A 23,480-nucleotide genomic window follows, 5' to 3' on the forward strand; every position below is an offset into this window, starting at 1 on the left:
AGCGAGATATGGCACACAAGAAGGGCGCAAGCTCTACCCGTAACGGCCGTGACTCGAACGCCCAGCGCCTCGGCGTGAAGCGCTTCGGCGGCCAGGTCGTCTCGGCCGGCGAGATCCTCGTCCGCCAGCGCGGCACCCACTTCCACCCGGGTGCGGGCGTCGGTCGCGGTGGCGACGACACCCTGTTCGCGCTGACCGCCGGTGCCGTGCAGTTCGGCAACCGTCGCGGCCGCAAGGTCGTCAACATCGTGGCCGTCGAGGCCTGAGTCCCCGCGGACTCCCGAGTCGGCTGAAGACTCACAGTGAGGGGTGGGCCGGAATTATCCGGTCCGCCCTTCACGCTTTACGCAGGTAGCAAGCAGACTCTCGCACTGGAGGCACACCCATGACCACCTTCGTGGACCGCGTCGAACTTCACGTCGCCGCGGGTAACGGGGGCCACGGCTGCGCCTCCGTGCACCGCGAGAAGTTCAAGCCCCTCGGCGGGCCTGACGGCGGCAACGGCGGTGAGGGCGGCAGTGTCATCCTCACCGTGGACTCCCAGGTCACCACCCTGCTGGAGTACCACCACTCGCCCAAGCGCAAGGCCACCAACGGCAAGCCGGGCGCGGGCGCCCACCGCACCGGCGCGGACGGCGAGGACCTCGTCCTCTTCGTGCCGGACGGCACCGTGGTGCTGGACCGCAACGGCAACGTGCTGGCCGACCTGGTCGGCCACGGCACCAGCTTCGTCGCCGCGCAGGGCGGCCGCGGCGGCCTCGGCAACTCGGCGCTGGCCTCGGCCCGCCGCAAGGCGCCCGGCTTCGCACTGCTCGGCGAGCCCGGTGAGGCCCGTGACATCGTCATGGAGCTCAAGTCCGTCGCCGACGTGGCCCTGGTGGGCTACCCGAGCGCCGGCAAGTCCTCGCTGATCTCGGTGCTCTCCGCCGCCAAGCCGAAGATCGCGGACTACCCGTTCACGACCCTGATCCCGAACCTCGGCGTGGTCACCGCGGGCGACACCGTCTACACCGTCGCCGACGTGCCCGGCCTGATCCCGGGCGCCAGCCAGGGCCGGGGCCTGGGCCTGGAGTTCCTGCGCCACGTCGAGCGCTGTTCGGTGCTGGTGCACGTGCTGGACTGCGCCACCCTGGAGCCCGGCCGCGACCCGCTGACCGACCTGGAGACCATCGAGGCCGAGCTCGCCGAGTACGGCGGCCTGGACGACCGCCCCCGCCTGGTCGCGCTCAACAAGGTGGACGTCCCGGACGGCCAGGACATCGCCGACCTGACCCGCGCCTCCCTGGAGGAGCGCGGCTACCAGGTCTTCGAGGTCTCCGCCGCCTCCCGCAAGGGCCTGCGCGAGCTGAACTTCGCGCTGGCGAAGATCGTCGCCGACGCGCGCGCCGCCAAGCCGGTCGAGGAGTCCACCCGGATCGTGCTGCGGCCCAAGGCCGTCGACGACGCCGGCTTCACCATCACCGAGGAGGACGGCGCCTTCCGCATCCGCGGCGTCAAGCCGGAGCGCTGGGTCCGCCAGACCGACTTCAGCAACGACGAGGCCGTCGGCTACCTCGCCGACCGGCTGGCCCGCCTCGGTGTCGAGGAGAAGCTGTGGAAGGTCGGGGCGCACGAGGGCGACACCGTCATCATCGGCCCGGACGACAACGCCGTCGTCTTCGACTGGGAGCCGACCATGGCCGCCGGCGCCGAGATGCTCGGCCGCCGCGGTGAGGACCACCGCATGGAGACCCAGCGCCCGGCGGTCGACCGCCGCCGCGAGAAGCAGAAGGGCCGGGACGCGGCCGAGGCCGAGTTCCTCGCCTTCGAGGCGCTCTCCAGCGGCCGCCCGGCCGCCATCGAGGGCGACGACGACGAGGACTGAGCCGCCCCGAGCGGCTGACCCGGACGGCCCCCGCCACCTGTCGAGGTGGCGGGGGCCGTCCGCGTGCACAGGGCGCCGGGGCGTCACTTGGTCCAGGCGGCCTGGACCTTGCTGAGGTCGGTCGAGTCGCCGTAGCCGACCATCACCGGGGAACCGCCGGCCTGGAAGCTGACGATGTCGCAGCCCTTGAACTCGACGCCCTTGGTGGCACCCGAGAAGCTCGGGGTGGTGCACTTGGCGACCGGGGTCGAGCCGACCGGGTTGGCGAACGTCGCGGTGCTGCCCGAGGCGTCGTAGACCTTGAACTTGGAATCGGGGGCGCTGAAGCTCAGCTTGGTGTCCCCGAGGTTCTTCATGGTCCAGCTGACGTAGAACAGCGCACGGCCCTCCAGACCGGCGGTGTTGGCCTTGGCGTCCTGGAAGTCCTTGAGCGAGCCGGGCACGACGCCGGTGACGGTGAACTCCAGCTTGGCGTTGGTGTTCGAGGTCTTGTCGACGAAGTCCACGGTGGCGGGCTGGCCGAACTTCACGGAGGCGCCGGCCTGCGGCAGCTTGCCGCCGCCGGCCCCGCCACCCGCGGCACCGGCCGTGCCGGCCCCGCCCGTGGCACCGCCGGCGGTCGCGCCGCCGGTGGCCCCGCCCGTGGCCGCACCCGACGGGGCGGCGGTCGAACCGCCGGCCGAACCGGGGGTGGCGCCCGGGGCACCGCTGGTCGGCGCCGGTGCGGCCCCGGTGGCACCGCCGGTGCCGGTCGACGGGTCGGAGTTGTCCGGGCCGCAGGCCGCGAGCGACAGGGCGGTGGCCGCCGCAAGGGCGGCGACGGTCAGCTTGGTGGTATACGAACGCATGGTGCGCTTTTCTCCTGGGCACGCGACCGCGAACCGTTGCCGGCCTGCCCAGTGCGGCGCCGCCCTGTCGTGGCAGGAAGGGTCGAAGACGACATGGGTCCAGCGGGCAAGAAGCCGTCCCCCGATCTGGCTTTCGGTCAGGGACCATACCAGCCATCCGGATTGCCGACCGGGCTGTGGCGGGCCCGTGACCAGGCCGGGTCCAGCCGGTGAAACAGCCGGCGGGGGACCTGCGCGAATCGCGTAGATTTCGGGGGTGACGGCCGGGCCCCGGGCCCGCCGTACCCGCACCACACCGGAAGGGCGTACAGCGAGATGAGCCAGGACCCTCTGCGGGAGGAGGTGCTGACCGCACGGCGGATCGTGGTCAAGGTCGGCTCCTCCTCACTCACCACGGCAGCCGGCGGCCTGGACGCCGACCGCGTCGACGCCCTGGTGGACGCGCTCGCCAAGGTGCGCAGCCGCCCCGAGGCGCCGGAAGTCGTCCTCGTCTCCTCCGGCGCCATCGCCGCCGGACTCGCCCCGCTCGGCCTGGACCGGCGGCCCAAGGACCTCGCCCGCCAGCAGGCCGCCGCCAGCGTCGGCCAGGGCCTGCTGGTCGCCCGGTACACCGCCTCCTTCGCCCGGTACGGCATCCGGGTCGGCCAGGTGCTGCTGACCGCCGAGGACGCCAGCCGGCGCGCGCACTACCGCAACGCCTACCGCACCCTGGACCAGCTGCTGGCGATGGGCGCGATGCCGGTCGTCAACGAGAACGACACCGTCGCCACCGCCGAAATCAAGTTCGGCGACAACGACCGGCTCGCCGCGCTGGTCGCCCACCTCGTCCGGGCCGACCTGCTGGTGCTGCTCTCCGACGTGGACGGCCTGTACGACGGCGACCCGTCCCGCCCCGGCACCAGCCGGATCGACCGGGTCAGCGGCCCGCACGACCTCGACGGCATCGAGATCGGCAGCGCGGGCAAGGCCGGAGTCGGCACCGGCGGCATGGTCACCAAGGTCGAGGCGGCCCGGATCGCCACCGGCGCGGGCATCCCGGTGGTGCTCACCGCGGCCAGCCAGGCCGCCGACGCGCTGGCCGGCCGCCCCACCGGCACGCTCTTCGCGCGCACCGGCGCCCGCACCTCCGACCGGCTGCTCTGGCTGGCCCACGCCAGCAGCCCGCGCGGCACCCTGCACCTGGACGCGGGCGCCGTCGAGGCGGTCGTCTCCGGCGGCGCCTCGCTGCTGCCGGCCGGCGTCACCAAGGTCGACGGGGAGTTCGCCGCGGGTGATCCGGTGGACCTTCTTGCCGAAAACGGCCACATCGTGGCTCGCGGACTGGTCAACTTTGATGCGAGGGAGTTGCCCCGCCTGCTCGGCCGGTCCACCCGCGACCTGGCCCAGGAGTTCGGCGCCGCGTACGAGCGCGAGGTCGTCCACCGCGACGACCTGGTCGTTCTGCGCGGCTGACCGGCCGGCAGGCCGGCACCGGCCGCCGGTCGATCGGTGCAGCGCGGACGACGGGCCGCTCCGTACGGGAGCGGCCCGGCCACGGGCGACGAGGGGCGCAGCCGTACCGGTCGGCCGAGGGCCGGCGGGGACGGTGGGGGACGACAGGACATCGCCGAACAGGAGGCCGCCGGTGGAACGCAGGCGCGAGGCAGCGCTGACCGGAGGGACGGCGGGCCGGCGGCTGACCAGCATCGACGGCGGACGCGGGAACACGCCCGCCGAGCCGGCCGGTCCGCCGTCCCGGGGGCCCGGCGGGGCGCGCGGGGTGCGGCCCCAGCGCACGGACGCGGCGCAGCCGCCCACCGTGCCCGAGCAGGCGCGGCTGTGGCACGTGGTGCTGAGCGTGGCCGGGCAGGTCACCCCGCTGCCCTCGCTGCGCGCCTCACTGGAGCAGCTGGCGCACGACCACTCGTTCTTCCTGACCGCCCGCTACGCGGCCGACCACGCCGAGATCCGCTACTGGGAGCAGGCCCGGGACCTGCACGACGCGGCGGCGATCGCGCTACGGCTGTGGGGCGAGCACAAGGTCACCGCGAACCTGCCGCCGTGGGAGATCGTCGGGCTGGAGGTCGTCGACCGGGCGACGTACCACAAGCGGGTGGCCGAGGGCTTCGGCAACCCGACGCCGCATCTGGGCGGGGTGCACCCGTACTGAGCCGGTCGCAGCGGTGGCGGGGCGGGCAGCCCGGTCGGGCCGGGCCCGACCCGACGGCGTCTCACCGGGCGAAATGGCGCCCGGACGGGTCGGCCGCAGTCGCTACCCTTGGCGGCATGACCAGCGACCTCGCCACCGCCGACAGCCCCGTCCTCGCCGTAGCGCGCCGAGCCCGGGAGGCCGCCGCCGCGCTCGCCCCGCTGCCGCGCCGGGCGAAGGACACCGCGCTGCTGGCGGTCGCGGACGCCCTGGTGGCCCGCAGCGCCGAGATCGTCACGGCCAACGCCGAGGACGTGGCCCGGGCCCGGGAGGCCGGAACGGCCGAATCGGTGATCGACCGGCTCACCCTCACCGACGAGCGGATCGCCGCCATCGCCTCCGACGTGCGCGACGTGGTCGGCCTGCCCGACCCGGTCGGCGAGGTGGTGCGCGGCTACACCCTGCCGAACGGCCTGGACGTCCGGCAGGTCCGGGTGCCGCTCGGCGTGGTCGGCATCATTTACGAGGCCCGGCCGAACGTCACCGTGGACGCCGCCGCGCTCTGCCTCAAGTCCGGCAACGCGGTGCTGCTGCGCGGCTCGGCCTCGGCCTACCGCTCCAACACCGCGCTGGTCGCCGTCCTGCGGGACGCCGTCGCCGCGGCCGGGCTGCCCGCCGACGCGGTCCAGCTGGTGCCGGGCGAGAGTCGCGACTCCGTGCAGGAGCTGATGCGTGCCCGCGGCTACGTCGACGTGCTGATCCCGCGCGGCGGCGCCGCGCTGATCCGCACCGTGGTCGAGGGCTCGACGGTGCCGGTGATCGAGACCGGTACCGGCAACTGCCACGTCTACGTGGACGCCGAGACCGACCTGGCGATGGCCGTCGGCATCCTGCTGAACTCCAAGGCGCAGCGGGTCAGCGTCTGCAACGCGGCCGAGACCCTGCTCGTCCACCAGGACGTCGCGGACGCCTTCCTGCCGCTCGCGCTGGCGGCTTTGGCCGAGGCCGGGGTGACCGTGCACGGCGACGAGGCGGTGCTCAAGGCCGCCGAGGGCGGCCCGGCCACCGTGGTGCCCGCGACCGACGAGGACTGGGGCGCCGAGTACCTCTCGCTGGACCTGGCCGCGGCCGTGGTGCCCTCGCTGGAAGCCGCCGTCGAGCACATCCGCCGCTGGTCCTCCGGCCACACCGAGGCGATCGTCACCACCTCGCAGGCCGCCGCCCGCCGCTTCACCCGACTGGTCGACTCCACCACCGTGGCCGTCAACGCCTCCACCCGCTTCACCGACGGCGGCGAGTTCGGCTTCGGCGCGGAGATCGGCATCTCCACCCAGAAGCTGCACGCCCGAGGCCCGATGGGCCTGCCCGAGCTGACCAGCACCAAGTACATCGTCACTGGTGACGGCCACGTCCGCGGCGAGGCGACGCAGACCGTCGGCGCGGCCCCGGACGCCCGCTGAGCGCGGCGTGCGGCCGGTCCGTCACACGGGTGACGGACCAACTGCCGGGAGCCACAGACAAAACGCCCGGCCGGTAATACGCTGAATCCGTGGCTGAGGATGTGGGGGGCTTGCCGTACCCCGACGGCGCCGACCACGGTGGTGCGGACGACGAGTTCGCCACCGTGGTCTTCGATGAGGCCTTCGTCCGGTCCGCCGCCGTGCACGAGCCGACCGCCAAGGAGCGGCAACTCGCCGCCGCCGAGGCCCGGTTCGAGTCGGACAGCGCGGGTCCGGGCTGGGGCCATGACGTCCCGGCCGGTGACGGGCTCCCGCTGGAGCTGCGCCCGTACCCGACCGGACTCGACGCGGACCACCTCTACCCCGACCCGTGGTCGGGCCCGGGCCGGCCGGCCGGCCGCCAGGGCCGGCGCCGGTGGCGGCGCGGCTACGACCCGGTGCGCGCCCGCGGCCGGTACGTCGCCCAGCAGCGCTGGCACCGGCCGGTGGCCTGGGTGCTCGCCGTGATCATGGGCGTGAGCCTGGTCGCGGTGGCGGTCGCGGCGATCTACCAGGGCGTGGGCGGCTCCCCGGGCACGACCCGCAGACCGCAGCCCCGGAGCAGCAGCGCCGGGGTCGACCCGCGGCCCGCGCCGGCCGAGCCCTCGCCGGTGGTCACCGCACCCGCGGGCTAGCCGCCGCGGCCGGTCGTCCGCTCGGATGCTGCGCGGGCGTACGCCCCGGGCGGGTGGTCACGGAGCGTCCCCGGGAATCTGCGCAAGGGCCCTCGTGGTGGCGTGAGTGTCCGCCTACCCTGGTGTTATGGGTGACCCGCGAGAGCCTCCTGAGGGTACGCCCGAGGGCGGTTCCGGCAACGAGGACGAATTCCGGTCCGTCGTCTTCGACGAATCGTTCGTCCGCGCTGCCCGGATCCAGGAGCTGTCCGCCCGGGAGCGGCTGGCCGGCTCCTTCGGCAAGGCCACCCGGCAGCGGGTGCGGCTCGGCCCGCTGGGCACCGTCCCGCGCCAGGCGCTCGCCCTGCTGCTGCTCGTCCTGCTCGCCTTCGGGGCCGCGGTGTACTTCGGGGTCAGCTCGCCGAAGGGCATCCCGGCCCGGCCCGAAGGCAGCCAACTGACCGTCAGCCTCGTCGCGTTGAGCCCGACTTCGGCCGTCCACCCGGTGGCCGACCCGGCCGACCCCTTCGCCGCGCTGCCGGCCGGGTACGGGGACGGCACGATCGGGCTGAACACCCCGACCGGCGCCGCCACCGAGCACTTCAGCCGGGTCGAGGTGACCAAGGCGCTCGACACCGTCCAGCGCTACCTGGTCGCCTCCTCGCTGTCCCCGGCCGCGCTCGTCCAGGGCGCGACCGCGGACGTGCGCTCCTTCGTCACACCGGGTGAGCAGGCGGAGTTCGACGCCGGCGTGGCCCAGCCGGTGGACGACCGGCACCACGCGGTGACGGGCTGGGTGGTGCGCTTCGACCCGGCGCAGGTCGCCCTGGCCTCGAACACCGTGAAGGTGGCCGGCGCGATGCGGATCGACGACGTGGACAGCGGGACGCTGCAGATCACCACCGACCACACCTTCGTCTACGCCCTGAAGCCCGCCGGAGCCCCGGCCGGAGCACCGGTGACCCTGGAGACCGTACGGCGGCAGCTGACCTTCCAGTTCGACCGGGTCGACCTCGCCTCGGCGCAGCTGCGGCTGGTCGACTCGGTGCTGCAGGCCGGGCCGGAACCCTGCGGCACCTCGATGGCGGGCTTCCTGCAGCCGGTGCTGGCCACCGCGCAGGGTACGGCGGTCGCGCCGCCGAGCGCGATCGACCCCGGCAACCACGCCCGGCCGGCCTGGCAGGTGTGCGGGGTGCTGGCGGGGAGCTGAGGCCTCGCACCGGGGTGGGGGCGGAGGGCGGGGCGGAAGGCGACCGGAGACGCGGACGGCCGGTGACCTGGGCGGGTCATCGGCCGTCCGCGGCGTTCGGGGCAGTGCTCGGTCGGAGGTGTTCGGGCTCAGCCGTCGCTGCGGTCGGCGGAGCCCGTCGAGCCGCTTGAGCCGGTCGAGCTGTCGGAGCCGTTCGAGCCGTTCGAGCCGTTCGAGGCGCCGCGGCCGGCGCCGGTGAAGGTGTCGCGGAGCTTGCCACCCACGGTCGCGGCGCCGCCGGCGACGTCCCGCAGCAGGCCCATCAGCGGGTCCTTGCTCTCCTTCACCGAGGTCGTGTAGTGGTCGGCGGCGGCCTTCCACTGCTCGCCGACCGAGGCGTCCGGGTCGTCCGCGCGGCGCGGGTAGGCACCCGTCATGATCGAGCGGTACTCGTCGCTCTCCGCCCACTTCTTCAGCTGGGCGACCCGGACCACCGCGAAGGGGTGGGTCTGCGGCAGCACCTGCAGCAGCTTGAGCACGCCGTCGCGCAGGTCGCCGGCCTTCTCGTACTCCTCGGCCTGCTCGAGGAAGGCGTCGACGTTCATCTCCGCCAGGTTGTGCCCGCCGGCCAGCTTCATCAGGGCCCGCATGGACGCCTGGAGGTCCTGCCCGGCGAGCAGGCCCGCCCGGTCGCTGGACAGCTCCGCCTTGCGGAACCACTCCTTGAGCGCGGTGATGACAGCCGTGATCGCCAGGTTGCCGAGCGGCACCCAGGCGATCCGGGTGGCGATGTTGGTGAGGATCATCAGCATCGTCCGGTAGACCGCGTGGCCGGACATCGCGTGGCCGACCTCGTGGCCGATGACCGAGCGCAGCTCCTCCTCGTCGAGCAGCTCGACCAGGCCGCTGGTGACCACGATGATCGGGGTGTCGATGCCGATGGTGAACGCGTTGACCGTCGGGTCCTGGGTGACGTACAGGTCCGGGACCTGCTCCAGGTCGAGGATGTAGGCGGCGTCGCGCACCATCGCGTGCAGCTCGGGGAACTGGCGCTCGGACGTCTTCACGGCGGTGGCCAGGAACATCAGCCGGATCGCGCGCTCGGACACCAGGCCGGCGAGCTTCTTCAGGATGTCGTCGAAGCCGGACAGCCTGCGCAGGGCGACCAGCGCCGAGCGGTCCGCCGGGTGCTCCCAGGCCCGGGTGGAGATGCCGGGGAAACGCTCGCGGCGGCGGCTCGGGGTCTTCGCGGTCGTGTCGGTCATGGTCTGGGTACCTCCTGGTCGACGGCGGCCGCGGCCCGCTGGCCGGCCCCCCGCTGGTCTTCGCCTGCAACGACTGCCTGTGCAACGTCCGCGGTTGCGTACTCGTCCCCGGGCTCGGCGTACGGGCGGGCCCGGCCGCGCCGCCGGGGCCGGTGACGGGCGCCGGTGTGAGGCCGGTTTACCCTGAATGCCCTGGACGACCGAGACCGGACACGGCCGCGGTACCGAGCAGTTCGAGGAGCCCCGCAATGTCCACCGACACGCTTGTCAGCCTGGCCGCGCCCATCTCCGACGAGGCCGGCCCGGGCCTCTTCCTGCGCATCATCGTGGTCGCCTCCTTCGTGGGCATCGGCCTGCTGGTCTGGATCATGGCCCGCGCCTTCCGCGGCAACTAGGCCGGGAGCGGCACCCGCCGGCTCACGCCCGGTCAGCGGCGGTGGGCCGCCGAGCGGTTGCCGCGCCACCCCCCGTACGATGGCGGGTGGGCCCCCGACGGCCCGGAACAACCCCCAGGTCCGTTCACCGAGCCGAGAAGGTCCCGCCGACCATGAGCACTGCAGCCGCACTCCCCGTTCTGAACCTGCTCGCCGAGAGCGACGGGGGCAACCACGACAGCCTGAACCCGCTCCTGACGGGTGGCGCCGCCCTGGTGATCCTGCTGGTCCTGCTCTTCGTCACCACGCGCTTCAACCGGGACCGCTGAGCCCGCTCCGCGGACCGCCAGGGGAGCGTCCGGCCACCGGCCGGCCGCTCCCTCACGCATCTGCGGACAACCCCCACACGGGCGTTCCCGCACCGTAACGGGCGTCGCGTAAGGTGTGGCGGCATGGGAGAGCAGGCCGGGAATCCCGGCGGACCGGCACCGGTGAAGAAGCGCCTCGGCGTGATGGGCGGCACCTTCGACCCGATCCACCACGGCCACCTGGTCGCCGCCAGCGAGGTGGCGAGCGCGTTCCGCCTGGACGAGGTGATCTTCGTCCCGACCGGACAGCCGTGGCAGAAGAGCGACCGCCACGTCACCCCGGCCGAGGACCGCTACCTGATGACGGTCATCGCGACCGCCGAGAACCCGCAGTTCTCGGTCAGCCGGATCGACATCGACCGCGAGGGCCCGACCTACACCGTCGACACCCTGCGCGACCTGCACGCCCTGCACCCGGACGCCGACCTCTTCTTCATCACCGGCGCCGACGCGCTCGCCCAGATCCTGTCCTGGCGCGACTCCGACGAACTCTTCTCGCTGGCCCACTTCATCGGATGCACCCGCCCCGGGCACACGCTGTCGGACGCCGGGCTCCCGGTGGGCGGGGTCTCCCTGGTGGAGGTCCCGGCACTGGCCATCTCCTCCACGGACTGCCGCGACCGGGTCGCCAAGGGCGAGCCGGTCTGGTACCTCGTCCCGGACGGCGTGGTCCGTTACATCGACAAGCGGGCGCTGTACGCGCCGCGCGGCACCTGAGTCGGGAGCGGGGCAGTGAGCGAGCGTAGCGAGGTGGGCGCATGAGCGACCGCAACGGCGGGCAGCAGCCGGAGGACTGGTCCACCGGGCAGTACCAGCAACCGCAGCAGGGGTACCGGCAGCCGCAGCAGCCCTACGAGCCGTACGAGTCGTACGAGCAGCCGCAGCAGTACGACCAGTACGGGCAGCCCGTGTACCGGCAGGAGCCGTACGGCGGCTACCCGCAGCAGGGGTACCAGGGGCACCAGGGGAACGACGGGTACCAGCAGGCCGTCCAGGCCGGGCAGGCCGGGGCGTTCCCGCAGCAGCAGTCGTACGAGCAGCCGCAGCAGTACGACCAGTACGACCAGTACGGGCAGCCCGTGTACCAGCAGGAGCCGTACGGCGGCTACCAGCAGCAGGGGTACCAGGGGAACGAGGGCTACCAGGGGTACGAGGGGTACCAGCAGCCGTACCAGGCCGCCGAGCCTGCCGTCGACGAGTCGCGGCCCGGGCCCGCCGCGCCCGCCGCGGCCGTGCCGCCCCGTCCGCGGGTGTCCCGGCCCGCCGCGGAGGCGGCGCCGACCAAGCCCGAGGCGCCGTCCGAGCAGGTCGCCGGGGCGCGCTCCGGCAAGGCCGGGAGCAAGGCGCCCAGGGACAGCTACACCACGGGCGAGTTCACCTTCGTCGACGAGGAGGCGGAGGAGACCGAGGACGTCATCGACTGGTTGAAGTTCGCCGAGTCCCGCAGTGAGGTGCGCGCCGAGCGCCGCCGCAAGCTGCGCAACCGGCTGGTCGGCCTCGGTGTGGTGGCGGCGGTCGCGGCGGCCGGCGTCGGCGGCTACCTGTGGTTCACCGGCGGCAAGCCGACCGCGGCCGGCGCGGCCGGCGGGCGGCAGGTCAACGTCGTCCACCTGCGCGACCTGCAGGGCAAGGTGTCCAGCGCGCTGCTGGTCGACGACGCCTCCGGCAAGAAGGGCACCGTGCTGCTGCTGCCCGACACCCTGCGGCTGCCCAACCCCGGCGACCCGCCGGTCACCACCGTCGGCCAGGCCATGGACACCATCGGCGCCTCGGCGACCCGCGACGGCCTGTCCACCGTGCTCGGCGCCCCGGTGGCCGGCACCTGGCGGCTGGACACCCCGTACCTGGAACTGCTGGTCTCCCAGCTCGGCGGCGTCCGGGTGGACACCAACGCCGAGACCCACGAGGGCGGCAAGCCGGACGGCAAGCTGCTCTCGGCGGCCGGGAAGAACACCATGCTCAGCGGCAAGGCCGCGGTCGCGTACGCCACCCTGCAGAACCCCGGCGAGAACCGGGACGCCCAGCTGTCGCGGTTCGGGCAGGTCATGGACGCGGTGGTGCGCACCATGCCGACCGACTTCAAGGACGCCAAGGACGACGTGCACCGGATGAACGCGGTGCTCGACCCCTCGCTGCCCGAGGACGCCCTCGCCGGGGTGCTCGCCCAGCTCGCCCAGCAGGCGAAGGACGGCCACTTCGGCACCACCGCGCTGACCGTCAAACCGGACGGCAGCCTGGACGAGGCCACCGCGGGCAAGCAGGTCAAGGACGTGCTGGGCGGCACCGTGAAGTCCGCGACCGGCGGCAACGCCCCGGCCCGGGTCGCGCTGCAGGACGCCAGCGGCAACGACGCGGCGGCGGCCGCGGCACAGGTCCAGATCGTCAACTCGGGCCTGACCTTCATCCCGGGCGGCGCCAAGACCGCCGCGCAGGCCGCCAGTGAGATCCGCTACACCGACGACGCCCGCCAGGGCGCCGCGAAGTCCCTGGCGACCAGTCTCGGCCTGCCGGACACGGCGGTGAAGAAGGTGACCGGCGACACCCAGAACGCGGACCTGCTGGTCGTGCTCGGCAAGGACTACCAGGCACCGAAGACCCAGTAGCCCGGCCCGGGCGGGCCCGCCGGGCGGCGACCCGGCCCGGTGGGCCCGCCCACGGCGGCCGGGCCCGGGGCGGCGCGACAGCCGGGCGGCCCCGGAAAACGGTTCCGGGCCCGCCCGGACGGCGTGAGATCCTGGAAGGCGACCCCGGCCACGCGCCGGGGCGCCGCCCCAAAGCCGCCGAGCCGGAAGATCACCGTGACCGTCACCGACCACAGCCAGCAGCTCATCGCCGTCGCCGCACAGGCGGCGGCCGACAAGCTCGCGCACAACATCATCGCCTTCGACGTCAGCGAGGTGCTGTCGATCACCGACGCCTTCCTGATCGCCTCCGCGAACAACGACCGCCAGGTCCGCGCGATCGCCGAGGAGATCGAGGACCAGCTGCGCGAGCAGCTGGACATCAAGCCGGTGCGCCGCGAAGGCGAGCGCGAGGGCCGCTGGATCCTGCTCGACTACCTCGACATCGTCGTGCACGTCCAGCACTCCGAGGAGCGCTCCTTCTACTCGCTGGACCGGCTCTGGAAGGACTGCCCCGAGCTGCCGCTGCCCGAGGACGCCGTGGCCTCGCGCAACCGCCCCGACGCCCACACCGACCAGGCCGGCAACGCCGTCGCCCCGGCCGACGACTTCGGCAAGCCCGAGGACCTGCACTGAGCCGCGGCGCGCGAGGCCCGCGCATCGTCTTCTGGCGGCACGGCCGGACCGCCTGGAACCTCGAATCGCGCTTCCAGGGCACCACGGACATCGAGCTGACCGGCCAGGGCGTCGTGCAGGCCCAGCGGGCGGCCCGACTGCTCTCCGGGCTCCGCCCCGACCTGCTGGTCTCCTCGGACCTCAAGCGCGCCCGGCGCACCGCCGAGGAGCTGGCCAAGGTCACCGGGCTCGACGTGACCCACCACGAGGGCCTGCGGGAGACGTACGCGGGCTCCTGGCAGGGCCTGACCAACGCCGAGATCCGCGAGCGCTACCCGGAGGAGTACGCGGCCTGGGCGGCCGGCGAGCCGGTGCGGCGCGGCGGCGGGGGCGAACTGGCCACCGAGGTCGCCGACCGCTCGGTGCCCGTGGTCCTGGAGGCCGCCGCCAAGCTGCCGGAGGACGGCACCCTCGTCGTGGTCAGCCACGGCGGGACGATCCGCACCATGCTGGGACGGCTGCTCGAGCTGGAGCCGGTCCGCTGGGAGTGCTTCGGCGGGCTGTCCAACTGCTGCTGGTCGGTCCTCGGCCAGGGCGCGCGCGGCTGGCGCCTGCTGGAGCACAACGCGGGCACGCTGCCGCAGCCGGTCATCGGCGACGAGACCTGAGCCGTTCCGGCGCGGGTGGCTGGGCTGTGCCGGTACGGGCGGTCGAGCCGGCCCGGCCGGGCGGCGGTTCGGGCCGCGAGGCCCTGCGGCTCCGACAGGTTCAGCAGGATTCTGCGGGCTGTTGAGAGGTGCTGCGGGAGGGTCTCGAAAGGGCGGATTTCGCAGTTCCGGGCCTGACCGGCTAGAGTCTTCCTCGTTCGCACGGAAGGAAACGCGGCCCGGAAGGGAAGCGGAAGATCCGGTGAGTGCGGGGCTGTAGCTCAGTTGGTAGAGCGCTTGCATGGCATGCAAGAGGTCCGGGGTTCAATTCCCCGTAGCTCCACTCCGCATCGGCGGTCGTGGTCATCCAGGGTCGCCCGTGTCGCGGGGCTGTAGCTCAGTTGGTAGAGCGCTTGCATGGCATGCAAGAGGTCCGGGGTTCAATTCCCCGTAGCTCCACAGTAGTTCGGGAGGCCGTCACCCACCGGGTGGCGGCCTCCCGGCGTTCCGGCCCGGATGCACGCCCCCGCTACTCGCAGGTGTGCGACCAGCCGCCCGGCGGCATCGAGTCGAGCCGCTCGACCCGCTCCCGGTCCTTCGGCCCCACCGGCACGTACACCACGATGTAGCACTCCGGCACGCCGGGAATCGTCAGGTAGGTGGCGTTCAGCCGCAGCGCCCGCGCCACCGCCAGCAGCACCTGCTCGCTCGCGTTGATGGGCCGCCCCTGCTCCAGCCACGTGTACCAGGTCACCCCGACCCCGGCGAGCTGCGCGACCTCCTCGCGCCGCAACCCCGGCGTACGGCGGCGCAGCCCCGGCGGCAGCCCCACCTCCTCCGGCGACACCCGCGCCCGGCAGGCCTTCAGGAAGCGGGCCAGCTCGGTACGGCGGCGGTCGCGTCCGCCCGCGGCGGTGGGTAGTTCCTCCAGGACGGTCATGGCCACCATCGTGCCGCAGGCCCGGCGCGCGATACAGGTGCTGCCAGTACCAGGATCAGCAGGCTCTAACCACCAGTACCGGTACGGCCCCAGGCTGACTCCCATGACGGACCTCCAGATCCGGCCCCGCGCGGCCGGAGACACCACCAGGATCCCGGCCGTACGCCCCGGGCTCCTCCTCTCGCTCGTCCTGTGCGGGCAGTTCATGGCCGTGCTCGACGTCTCCGTCGTCAACGTCGCCGTACCCACCATCCGGACCGACCTCGGCGCCTCCGGCGCCGCCCTGCAACTGGTGATCGCCGGCTACACCATCAGCTACGCCGTCCTGCTCATCACCGGCGCCCGGCTGGGCGCCCGGTACGGCTACAGCCGGCTGTTCCAACTCGGCCTGGCCGCCTTCACCGCCACCTCGCTGGCCTGCGGCCTAGCCCCCTCCACCGGCTGGCTGATCGCCTTCCGGCTGCTCCAGGGCGCCGGATCGGCACTGATGGTGCCCCAGGTGATGAGCCTGCTGCAGCGCACCTTCACCGGCACCGCCCGCACTCGGGCCCTCGGCCTCTACTCGGCGGTCCTGGCCGGCGGCATGGCACTCGGCCAGGTACTCGGCGGCGTGCTGGTCAGCGCCGACCTCTTCGGCAGCGGCTGGCGGCCGGTGTTCCTGGTCAACGTGCCCATCGGGCTGCTGCTGCTGGCCGCCGGAGCCCGACTGCTGCCCCGGCTGCCCGGCGACGCCTCGCGCGGCTTCGACATCCCCGGCCTGGTGGTGCTGGGCGCGGCACTCGGCCTGCTCGTCGTGCCGCTCGTCCTCGGCCACGAACTCGGCTGGCCCGCCTGGAGCTGGGCGATGATCGCCGGCAGCGTGCTGCTGCTCGGCCTGTTCGTGGCCGTCGAACGCCGGATCGCCCGGCGCGGCGGACAACCGCTCATCCCCGGGCGGGTCCTGCGCTCCCCCGGGCTGCGCCCGGCCGCCGCCGGACTGTTCTCGATCATGGCCGCCTTCGCCGGCTTCATGTTCGCCTTCGCCCTGCACCAGCAGGCCGGGCTCGGCCACACCGCACTCAGGGCCGGACTCTGCTCGGCGCCCGTCGCGATCGGCTTCGGCCTGTCCAGCATGCACTGGCACCGGCTGCCCGGCCGGGTGCACGCGGCCCTGCCGACCCTCGCCGGCGTCCTGCTCGGCGGCGGTTACCTGCTGCTCGGGACGATGCTCGGCGGCGGCGCCGAGATCGGCGTGGGACCACTGGTCGAGATGGCCTCGCTCGGCCTGATCGCCGGCTGCGCGTACGCACCGCTGTTCGCCCGGGCGCTCGCGGGGGTGGCGCCCGGGGACGCGGCCGACGCCAGCGGCGTCATGGTGACGGTCATCCAGCTCGGGCAGGTGATCGGGATCGCGGTGCTCGGCTCGGTCTTCCTCGGGCAGGTCGACCTGCCGGCGCCGGCCGCCGCGTCCGGACACGCGCTGCGGACCACCCTGCTGGTCAACGCCGTCGCGGTGGCCGCCGCCGCCGGCTTCGCCGCGCGCAGCCGGCGGGCGGTGCGGTAGGGACCGGGGAGGTGGTGCGGTGGGGGGAGGGGCGGCAGGGGGTGGGGAGGTGGTGCGGCAGCGGGCGGGGAGAGGGCCCGGGAAACGGATTTCTGAAGCACTCCCCGGACCGTGTAAAGTAGTCGATGTCGCCGAGGGAAACGGACGGAAACGACCGAAACCCCCGGTGACATCGCAGGTCAAGGGGCTATAGCTCAGTTGGTAGAGCGCTTGCATGGCATGCAAGAGGTCTGGGGTTCAATTCCCCATAGCTCCACAGCAGTCGAGAGCCGCCTCCCGGAAACGGGAGGCGGCTCTTCGCCGTTTCGCCCATGCCACCGGCGGGAGGACCCGGAAGCCCGCTACCGTCGTGCCATGGCCGATCTGGAGCGAAGGCGGAACGAGGAACTGGCCCGGATACTCCACCAACTCGGCTGGAGTCCGGAACGGCTCGCCCGCGAGGTGACCCTCGCCCTGCCGCCGGGCCTGGCCATCAGCTCCACCGCCCCGTACAAGTGGCGCGACCGCGGCATGGTGCCGCGCAGCCCGCACGACCAGGCGGTCTGCGAGGTCCTCAGCCGCACCCTCGGCATCGCCGTCACCTACGAGCAGCTCTGGGGCCGGATGGGCGGCCACCGCGGCGCCAAGATCCTCTCGCCCCGGCTGCTCACCGACCCGTGGACCGCCGACACCGCCCAGACCGCGCTGCGCGAAGCCGCCACCGACGCCGGACCGGTCCGCCTCACCGACCTGTTCCGCAACGCGGACCTCGACCAGGCCGCCGCCCTGCTCGCCTCCCCGCCGCCGCCCGTTGCCGGCGGCGAGGGCGCACTGCGCGTCGAGGCCGGCCTGGTCGGCGAACTCGGCCTGTCCTACCGCAGCAAACAGCGACTCGAACGCTCCTGCGGCGGCGGCCTCGTCCTCGGCCCCACCCGGGCCGAACTCGCCATGCTGGCCAAACTGCTGGAACTCGGCGCCTACGACGAACGACTCGGACGCGAGCTGTACGGCACCGCCAGCAGACTCGCCCGGCTGGCCGGCTGGGCCGCGTACGACCTCGGCCACGACGCGGCCGCCCAGCGCGCCTTCGTCGCCGCGCTGCGCGCCGCCCACGTCAGCGGCGACGCCCGGCTCGGGGTCGCCGTACTCGGCGCACTCGTCGTGCTCGCCACCCAGGGCCCCGGCGGGCGCGGCCTGGACGCCGTCTCCGCGCTGGAGACCGCCCTGGAAGCCCATGGCGACACGCTCAGTCCCACCGGGCGGGCCCGCCAGCTCGGCCGGCTCGCCCGCGCCTACGGCCGCCGGGGCGAGGCCCAGCGGGCCGAGGCCGCCGCCGCCCGCGCCTTCGCCGAACTGGACGGGGTGCCCGGCACCGAGGAGGCCCGCGCCTCGCTCGCCGGGATGGTGGGGGAGGGGCGGCTCGCACTGGGCCGGCCCCGGCCTGCGAAAGCCCTGCTCGCCGAGGCCGTCGCCGGGCTCGGGCCGGGGCGGGCGCGCTCCAAGGCGCTGCTGATGGTGCGCCTCGCCGAGACCCACCGGCGGCTCGGCGACCAGCGGGAGGCGGCCCGCACCGCGGCGCTGGCCCGCTCGCTCGCGGCGGGGATGCAGTCGGAGCGGCTGGCGAAGGCGCTGCGGGACTTCGACGCGGTGACGCGGGCGGCGGGGCGGTGACGTGGGCGGCGAGGTGGCAGGGCGGGCGGCGATGCGGCGGCGAGGCGCGGGGCGGGCGGCTCCGTGCGGCCGCCCCGGCGGTACACCCCGCGGCGCGCCGACCCGCTTGCGGTACCCTGAGCCCATGCGAACCGTGCGCCTGCTCCTTAGCCGGCCGCGCTGACCAGGACCGGCTGAGCCCACGGGCGGTGCCGGAGTCGGCGTGGCGTCCCCTCCTGCGAGGGGCTTTTTTGTTTTCCGCCCCCGACCCCGTCCCGGGCCGGATCCACGGGTCCGCCGCCTGCGCGGGTTCGCCAACCGACATCGATGGAGCTTGAAGGACCATGAGCGAGACGACCCCTGCGTCCGGCGCGGCCGAGACCGCGACCGAGCCGTTCCGGTACAGCGCCGCGCTGGCGGCCGAGATCGAGTCCCGCTGGCAGGACCTCTGGGAGAAGGAGGGCACCTTCCACGCCCCCAACCCCACCGGTGCGCTGGCCGACCCGTCGGCCGGAGACGTCGCCGCGAAGCCGCACAGCTTCATCATGGACATGTTCCCGTACCCCTCGGGCGCGGGCCTGCACGTCGGCCACCCGCTGGGCTACATCGCCACCGACGTCTTCGCCCGCTACCAGCGGATGACCGGCCACAACGTGCTGCACACGCTGGGCTACGACGCGTTCGGCCTGCCCGCCGAGCAGTACGCGGTACAGACCGGCACCCACCCGCGGGTCTCCACCGAGGCCAACATCGCCAACATGCGCCAGCAGCTGCGCCGGCTGGGCCTGGGCCACGACCCGCGCCGCTCGATCTCCACGATCGACCCGGACTACTACCGCTGGACCCAGTGGATCTTCCTGCAGATCTTCGACTCCTGGTACGACGAGACCGCCCGCAAGGCCCGCCCCATCGCCGAACTGGTCGCCCGCTTCGAGTCCGGTGAGCGGCAGACCGCCGACGGACGCCCGTGGGCCGCGCTGTCCGCAGCCGAGCGCGACGAGGAACTGCGCGAGTACCGCCTGGCGTACGCCAAGGAGGTGCCGGTCAACTGGTGCCCCGGCCTGGGCACCGTACTGGCCAACGAGGAGGTCACCGCGGACGGCCGCTCCGAGCGCGGCAACTTCCCGGTGTTCAAGTCCAACCTGCGCCAGTGGATGATGCGCATCACCGCGTACTCCGACCGCCTGATCGAGGACCTGGACCTGCTGGACTGGCCCGAGGCCATCAAGCTGCAGCAGCGCAACTGGATCGGACGCTCCGAAGGCGCCCGCGTCGACTTCGCCGTCGGCACCGGCGAGAAGATCACCGTCTTCACCACCCGCCCCGACACCCTGTTCGGCGCCACCTACATGGTGCTCGCCCCCGAGCACGGCCTGGTCGACTCGATCGTCCCCGCCGCCTGGCCGCAGGACGTGCCCGCCGAGTGGACCGGCGGCGCCGCCACCCCCGCCGAGGCCGTCGCCGCCTACCGGGCCGAAGCCGCCGCCAAGTCCGAGGTCGAACGGCAGGTCGACGCCAAGGTCAAGACCGGCGTCTTCACCGGCGCCTACGCCGTCAACCCCGTCAGCGGCGCACCCGTCCCCGTGTTCATCGCCGACTACGTGCTGATGGGCTACGGCACCGGCGCCATCATGGCCGTCCCCGCCCACGACCACCGCGACTTCGCGTTCGCCCGCGCCTTCGCCCTGCCGATGCGCTGCGTCGTCGAGCCGACGGACGGACGCGGCCAGGACCCGGCCGCCTGGGACGACGCCTTCGACACCTACGACTCCGTCATCGTCAACTCCACGCGCCCCGAAGGCGACCTGTCGCTCGACGGGCTGAGCGTCGCCGACGCCAAGGCGCACGCGACTGCCTGGCTGGCCGAGCACGGCATCGGCGAAGGCACCGTCAACTACCGCCTGCGCGACTGGCTGTTCAGCCGCCAGCGGTACTGGGGCGAGCCCTTCCCGATCGTCTACGACGAGGACGGCGTCATGCACGCGCTGCCCGAGTCGATGCTGCCCGTCGAGGTCCCCGAGGTCGACGACTACTCGCCGCGCACCTACGACCCCTTCGACTCCGCCTCCTCGCCCGAGACCCCGCTGTCGCGCAACGAGGCCTGGGTCAACGTCGAACTGGACCTGGGCGACGGCCCGAAGAAGTACCGCCGCGAGACCAACACCATGCCCAACTGGGCGGGCTCCTGCTGGTACGAGCTGCGCTACGTCGATCCGACGAACCCCTCCGCGGTCGCCGACCCGGCCAACGAGAAGTACTGGCTCGGCCCGACGGAGACCAAGCCCGCCGGCGGCGCCGACCTGTACGTCGGCGGCGCCGAGCACGCCGTCCTGCACCTGCTGTACGCGCGCTTCTGGCACAAGGTGCTGCACGACCTGGGCCACGTCTCCTCCGTCGAGCCGTTCCACAAGCTGTTCAACCAGGGCATGATCACCGCCGACGTCTACCGCGACGAGCGCGGCTTCCCGGTGCCCGCCGCCGAGATCGAGGAACGCGACGGCCAGTACTTCTGGCAGGGCGAGCCGGTCAAGCGCGAAGCCGGGAAGATGGGCAAGTCCCTGAAGAACGCCGTCGCCCCGGACGACATCGCCGACGAGTACGGCGCGGACACGCTGCGCCTCTACGAGATGTCGATGGGCCCGCTGGACGTCTCCCGCCCGTGGGACACCCGCGCCGTCGTCGGCTCCTACCGCTTCCTGCAGCGGCTGTGGCGCAACATCGTCTCCGAGACCACCGGCGAACTCGTCGTCACCGACGACGAGCCCGACGAGGCGACGCTGCGCGCCCTGCACAAGGCGATCGACGGCATCCGCGCCGACATGGCCGCACTGCGCTTCAACACGGCCGTCGCCAAGGCCATCGAGCTCAACAACTACCTGGTCAAGCGCGGCTCGACGCCGCGGCCGGTGGCCGAGCAGCTGGTCCTGATGGTCGCGCCGCTGGCCCCGCACATCGCCGAGGAACTGTGGCGCCGGCTCGGCCACGGCGAGTCGCTGGCCCACGCCGACTACCCGGTCGCCGACCCGGCGTACGTGGTCGACGAGACGGTGACGTGCGTGGTCCAGGTCAAGGGCAAGGTGAAGGCCCGGCTGGAGGTCGCGCCGAGCATCTCGGACGCCGAACTGGAAACGCTGGCGCTGGCGGACCCGGCGGTGGTCGCGGCGATCGGCGGCGCGGACGTGCGCAAGGTGATCGCGCGGGCGCCGAAGCTGGTGAACATCGTCACGGGTTGAGTGGTGGGTGCTGGGCACTGGGTGCTGTGCGCTGGGTGCTGAGTGCTGAGTGCTGAGTGCTGGGTGCTGGGTGCTGGGTGATCGGGCGGGCGTCCTTCGGGGCGCCCGCCCGGTGCTTTTGCCCGTGGGCCTTCGCGGGGGAGCGTGCGGGGGTCGTACACGGGGTCGGCCTGGGCAGGTTCGGTCCGGGGCTGGGCTGGGCCCTCCGGGCGATCCCGGATCTGTCCCTGATCTCCGCCCGCGAGCCTGCTCGAACCGCCCCCGGAGCCGGTCCGGACGCTACCGTGGAACCCTCGGTGATGCGGCCCGCGTTGGGCCTGCGTGGGGGCCGAAAACGGTGGCGGAAGGTGGCGCGCGATGGACGTGTTCGGCGTGATGATCGGCCTGGTCCTGCTCTTCGGGATCGCGGCGGTCGTCCTGGCAGTGGTCGGCACGGTCAAGGCGGCCAAGGCCGTGGGCGCGAAGATCGAGAAGCACGAGGCCAACGCCCGGCGCGCCGTGGAGACCGCGACCCTCAAGGCGAAGAAGTACACCAAGGTCGGCCCGCCCGCGCAGATCGCCGCCGTCCGGCTGAGCCTGCGGACCTCGCTCGACGGCACCCGGCAGGTGCTGGAGGGCGGGGTCGCCCAGGGCGACCAGCTCGGGGAGGCGCTCGGCCTGCTCACCCGGCTCGACGCCCACGCGGCGGAACTCGACGGCGAACTGCGGATGCTCGAACGCGAACCGGACACCGCGCGGATCGCCGCCAAACTGCCGCAGCTGCGCGAGCGGGCGGAGCGGATCACGCACTCGGCGGAGACCATGCGCTGGGCGGCACAGGACCGGATGCACCGGTTCGCGGACGACGAGCTGAGCCGGCTCACCGAGGAGTGCGAAAGCGAGGCGGGAGCGCTGCGGCACTGGGACACCTCCGGGGGTTCGTCTGCTGCTCCGGGGTCCGGCTCCGCGGGCTCTGCCGGGGGCTCCTCCGGGGGTTCCTCTGGGGGCGCCTCCGGAAGCGCGGCCCGGGCCGGGCTGACGGACGGGAAGGGACGGCCGAGCGCGGAGGACCTGCTGGGACTCGCCGACCCGCTCGCCAAGCTGGCGCAGCGGCTGCGGAAGCCGTCGGCGGGGCCCTCGGCGGGCTGATCCGTCAGGGTCTTCGGGGTGTCCTGAGACAGGCGGCGAGGCGCCTTTGGCGCGCCTCCGGGACCGCCTGTGTGGCGCCCGCCGTCGGGCGCTGTCCTCCCGGACGAACGGGGAGTAACCTCCGCCTCATGCCCTCCGACCTCGCACTTGTCACCGATTCCACGGCCTATCTGTCGCAGGCGGCCCTCGACCGGTACGGGATCACGGTGGTCCCGCTGAGCGTCGCGGTCGGTGACTCGGTCCTGAGCGAGGGCGTCGAGATCTCCCCGAAGGACGTCGCCGAGGCACTGCGCGGCAAGCAGCGTGTGACCACCTCCCGGCCGAACCCGGAGACCTTCGCCGCCACCTACCGGGCGGCGGCCGAGGCCGGTGCGACGGGGATCGTGTCGGTCCACATCTCGGGCGAGCTGTCCGGCACCGTCGAGGCCGCCCGACTGGCGGCCGCCGAGGCTCCCGTACCGGTGCGCGTGGTGGACAGCCGGCTCGTCGGCATGGCGCTCGGGTACGGAGTGCTGGCGGCGGCCGAGGCCATCGCCGCCGGACTGGGCCTGCCGGAGGCCGCCGAAGCAGCGGACCGGCGGGCGGCCGGGACCAGCGGATTCTTCTATGTCGACACCCTGGAACACCTGCGCCGGGGCGGCCGGATCGGGACGGCTCGGGCGCTGCTCGGGTCGGCGCTGGCGGTCAAGCCGCTGCTGCACCTGGACGGGGGGCGGATCGAGCCGCTGGAGAAGGTGCGGACGGCGTCGCGGGCGATCGCCCGGCTGGAGGAGATCGCGGTCGAGCGGTCGGGGGAGCGGGAGGTCGACATCACCGTGCACCACCTGGCGGCCGAGGACCGGGCCGAACCGCTCGCGGAGCGGTTGCGGGCCCGGGTGCCGGGGCTGCGGGAGCTGTACGTCGGCGAGGTGGGGGCGGTGATCGGCGCGCACGTCGGGCCGGGGCTGCTCGCGGTGGTGGTCGCTCCGCGCTGAG

Annotated in this window: 20 protein-coding genes, 3 tRNA genes and 1 pseudogene; 21 read left to right on the forward strand and 3 right to left on the reverse strand. The window is 73.5% G+C overall.

From position 1 onward, the window contains the following. Positions 1–8: 8 nt before the first annotated feature. Complete coding sequence (gene rpmA / locus AC0B61_RS10110; RefSeq protein WP_030058248.1) at positions 9–266, forward strand: 50S ribosomal protein L27; 258 nt, start codon at positions 9–11, stop codon at positions 264–266. Positions 267–385: 119 nt separating this feature from the next. Next, positions 386–1,864, forward strand: coding sequence for a GTPase ObgE (gene obgE, locus AC0B61_RS10115; protein ID WP_471740164.1), 1,479 nt, complete (start codon positions 386–388; stop codon positions 1,862–1,864). Positions 1,865–1,947: 83 nt separating this feature from the next. Here the strand turns inward: obgE and AC0B61_RS10120 are convergent, their stop codons facing one another. Then, positions 1,948–2,712 carry a hypothetical protein gene (locus AC0B61_RS10120; protein ID WP_471740165.1) on the reverse strand — a complete coding sequence of 255 codons (765 nt, stop codon included), beginning with the start codon at positions 2,710–2,712 and terminating at the stop codon, positions 1,948–1,950. A 315-nt stretch (positions 2,713–3,027) separates the two neighbouring features. Between AC0B61_RS10120 and proB the strand changes: the two genes are divergently transcribed. From proB to AC0B61_RS10145, 5 genes are all read left to right on the forward strand, one after another. Further along, complete coding sequence (gene proB, locus AC0B61_RS10125; protein ID WP_471740166.1) at positions 3,028–4,164, forward strand: glutamate 5-kinase; 1,137 nt, start codon at positions 3,028–3,030, stop codon at positions 4,162–4,164. A gap of 172 nt (positions 4,165–4,336) precedes the next feature. Then, positions 4,337–4,861 (forward strand): hypothetical protein, encoded by a 525-nt coding sequence (locus tag AC0B61_RS10130; protein WP_471740167.1) that lies wholly within the window; start codon positions 4,337–4,339, stop codon positions 4,859–4,861. A 116-nt stretch (positions 4,862–4,977) separates the two neighbouring features. Beyond that, positions 4,978–6,300: a glutamate-5-semialdehyde dehydrogenase gene (locus AC0B61_RS10135; protein WP_471740168.1), complete on the forward strand. Its 1,323-nt coding sequence runs from the start codon at positions 4,978–4,980 to the stop codon at positions 6,298–6,300. 89 nt (positions 6,301–6,389) lie between these two features. Continuing rightward, positions 6,390–6,974 carry an SCO2584 family spore wall biosynthesis protein gene (locus tag AC0B61_RS10140; protein ID WP_471740169.1) on the forward strand — a complete coding sequence of 195 codons (585 nt, stop codon included), beginning with the start codon at positions 6,390–6,392 and terminating at the stop codon, positions 6,972–6,974. 127 nt (positions 6,975–7,101) lie between these two features. After that, positions 7,102–8,163: an SCO2583 family membrane protein gene (locus tag AC0B61_RS10145; protein WP_471740170.1), complete on the forward strand. Its 1,062-nt coding sequence runs from the start codon at positions 7,102–7,104 to the stop codon at positions 8,161–8,163. Between the two features lie 128 nt (positions 8,164–8,291). Here AC0B61_RS10145 and AC0B61_RS10150 read toward each other — a convergent pair whose 3' ends face one another. Then, positions 8,292–9,407, reverse strand: a complete 1,116-nt coding sequence (locus AC0B61_RS10150) for a M48 family metallopeptidase (protein WP_471740171.1) — start codon at positions 9,405–9,407, stop codon at positions 8,292–8,294. A gap of 248 nt (positions 9,408–9,655) precedes the next feature. On the opposite strand from AC0B61_RS10150, the gene AC0B61_RS10155 reads away from it, so the two are divergent. From AC0B61_RS10155 to AC0B61_RS10190, 8 genes are all read left to right on the forward strand, one after another. Next, entirely contained in the window at positions 9,656–9,802 is a 147-nt protein-coding gene (locus tag AC0B61_RS10155; protein WP_471740172.1) for a hypothetical protein, read from the forward strand. A 152-nt stretch (positions 9,803–9,954) separates the two neighbouring features. Further along, the gene (locus AC0B61_RS10160; protein WP_471740173.1) at positions 9,955–10,110 is read left to right on the forward strand and encodes a hypothetical protein; all 156 of its coding nucleotides are present in this window, start codon (positions 9,955–9,957) and stop codon (positions 10,108–10,110) included. Between the two features lie 123 nt (positions 10,111–10,233). Beyond that, complete coding sequence (gene nadD, locus AC0B61_RS10165) at positions 10,234–10,866, forward strand: nicotinate-nucleotide adenylyltransferase (RefSeq protein ID WP_471740174.1); 633 nt, start codon at positions 10,234–10,236, stop codon at positions 10,864–10,866. A gap of 41 nt (positions 10,867–10,907) precedes the next feature. Beyond that, positions 10,908–12,752 carry an LCP family protein gene (locus tag AC0B61_RS10170; RefSeq protein ID WP_471740175.1) on the forward strand — a complete coding sequence of 615 codons (1,845 nt, stop codon included), beginning with the start codon at positions 10,908–10,910 and terminating at the stop codon, positions 12,750–12,752. A gap of 195 nt (positions 12,753–12,947) precedes the next feature. Further along, complete coding sequence (rsfS, locus tag AC0B61_RS10175; protein WP_471740176.1) at positions 12,948–13,406, forward strand: ribosome silencing factor; 459 nt, start codon at positions 12,948–12,950, stop codon at positions 13,404–13,406. Next, positions 13,403–14,053, forward strand: coding sequence for a histidine phosphatase family protein (locus tag AC0B61_RS10180; RefSeq protein WP_471740418.1), 651 nt, complete (start codon positions 13,403–13,405; stop codon positions 14,051–14,053). Before rsfS ends, AC0B61_RS10180 begins: the two co-directional genes overlap by 4 nt. Positions 14,054–14,302: 249 nt before the next feature. Then, positions 14,303–14,375: transfer RNA gene (locus AC0B61_RS10185), tRNA-Ala, on the forward strand. Between the two features lie 43 nt (positions 14,376–14,418). Then, a tRNA-Ala gene (locus AC0B61_RS10190) sits at positions 14,419–14,491 on the forward strand. A gap of 202 nt (positions 14,492–14,693) precedes the next feature. Here AC0B61_RS10190 and AC0B61_RS10195 read toward each other — a convergent pair. Continuing rightward, positions 14,694–14,981, reverse strand: a pseudogene (locus AC0B61_RS10195) (helix-turn-helix domain-containing protein); the annotation flags it as partial. Positions 14,982–15,075: 94 nt separating this feature from the next. Between AC0B61_RS10195 and AC0B61_RS10200 the strand changes: the two are divergent. From AC0B61_RS10200 to AC0B61_RS10225, 6 genes are all read left to right on the forward strand, one after another. Then, positions 15,076–16,515 carry an MFS transporter gene (locus AC0B61_RS10200; RefSeq protein WP_471740177.1) on the forward strand — a complete coding sequence of 480 codons (1,440 nt, stop codon included), beginning with the start codon at positions 15,076–15,078 and terminating at the stop codon, positions 16,513–16,515. Positions 16,516–16,698: 183 nt separating this feature from the next. Beyond that, positions 16,699–16,771 (forward strand) — tRNA-Ala (locus AC0B61_RS10205). 98 nt (positions 16,772–16,869) lie between these two features. Next, entirely contained in the window at positions 16,870–18,165 is a 1,296-nt protein-coding gene (locus AC0B61_RS10210; RefSeq protein ID WP_471740178.1) for a hypothetical protein, read from the forward strand. 323 nt (positions 18,166–18,488) lie between these two features. Next, positions 18,489–21,377 (forward strand): leucine--tRNA ligase, encoded by a 2,889-nt coding sequence (gene leuS, locus AC0B61_RS10215; RefSeq protein WP_471740179.1) that lies wholly within the window; start codon positions 18,489–18,491, stop codon positions 21,375–21,377. 357 nt (positions 21,378–21,734) lie between these two features. Continuing rightward, complete coding sequence (locus tag AC0B61_RS10220; RefSeq protein WP_471740180.1) at positions 21,735–22,505, forward strand: hypothetical protein; 771 nt, start codon at positions 21,735–21,737, stop codon at positions 22,503–22,505. Positions 22,506–22,633: 128 nt separating this feature from the next. Further along, the gene (locus tag AC0B61_RS10225) at positions 22,634–23,479 is read left to right on the forward strand and encodes a DegV family protein (protein ID WP_471740181.1); all 846 of its coding nucleotides are present in this window, start codon (positions 22,634–22,636) and stop codon (positions 23,477–23,479) included. Position 23,480 lies beyond the last annotated feature (1 nt).

Source organism: Kitasatospora sp. NPDC023385, from assembly GCF_055664045.1.

Excerpts from the sequence above, each read along its gene's own strand:
- rpmA (WP_030058248.1), top strand. The coding sequence starts at position 9 with ATGGCACACAAGAAGGGCGCAAGCTCTACCCGTAACGGCCGTGACTCG.
- obgE (WP_471740164.1), top strand. The coding sequence starts at position 386 with ATGACCACCTTCGTGGACCGCGTCGAACTTCACGTCGCCGCGGGTAAC.
- AC0B61_RS10120 (WP_471740165.1), bottom strand. The coding sequence starts at position 2,712 with ATGCGTTCGTATACCACCAAGCTGACCGTCGCCGCCCTTGCGGCGGCC.
- proB (WP_471740166.1), top strand. The coding sequence starts at position 3,028 with ATGAGCCAGGACCCTCTGCGGGAGGAGGTGCTGACCGCACGGCGGATC.
- AC0B61_RS10135 (WP_471740168.1), top strand. The coding sequence starts at position 4,978 with ATGACCAGCGACCTCGCCACCGCCGACAGCCCCGTCCTCGCCGTAGCG.
- AC0B61_RS10145 (WP_471740170.1), top strand. The coding sequence starts at position 7,102 with ATGGGTGACCCGCGAGAGCCTCCTGAGGGTACGCCCGAGGGCGGTTCC.
- AC0B61_RS10150 (WP_471740171.1), bottom strand. The coding sequence starts at position 9,407 with ATGACCGACACGACCGCGAAGACCCCGAGCCGCCGCCGCGAGCGTTTC.
- AC0B61_RS10155 (WP_471740172.1), top strand. The coding sequence starts at position 9,656 with ATGTCCACCGACACGCTTGTCAGCCTGGCCGCGCCCATCTCCGACGAG.
- AC0B61_RS10160 (WP_471740173.1), top strand. The coding sequence starts at position 9,955 with ATGAGCACTGCAGCCGCACTCCCCGTTCTGAACCTGCTCGCCGAGAGC.
- nadD (WP_471740174.1), top strand. The coding sequence starts at position 10,234 with ATGGGAGAGCAGGCCGGGAATCCCGGCGGACCGGCACCGGTGAAGAAG.
- AC0B61_RS10170 (WP_471740175.1), top strand. The coding sequence starts at position 10,908 with ATGAGCGACCGCAACGGCGGGCAGCAGCCGGAGGACTGGTCCACCGGG.
- AC0B61_RS10200 (WP_471740177.1), top strand. The coding sequence starts at position 15,076 with ATGACGGACCTCCAGATCCGGCCCCGCGCGGCCGGAGACACCACCAGG.
- AC0B61_RS10210 (WP_471740178.1), top strand. The coding sequence starts at position 16,870 with ATGGCCGATCTGGAGCGAAGGCGGAACGAGGAACTGGCCCGGATACTC.
- leuS (WP_471740179.1), top strand. The coding sequence starts at position 18,489 with ATGAGCGAGACGACCCCTGCGTCCGGCGCGGCCGAGACCGCGACCGAG.
- AC0B61_RS10220 (WP_471740180.1), top strand. The coding sequence starts at position 21,735 with ATGGACGTGTTCGGCGTGATGATCGGCCTGGTCCTGCTCTTCGGGATC.
- AC0B61_RS10225 (WP_471740181.1), top strand. The coding sequence starts at position 22,634 with ATGCCCTCCGACCTCGCACTTGTCACCGATTCCACGGCCTATCTGTCG.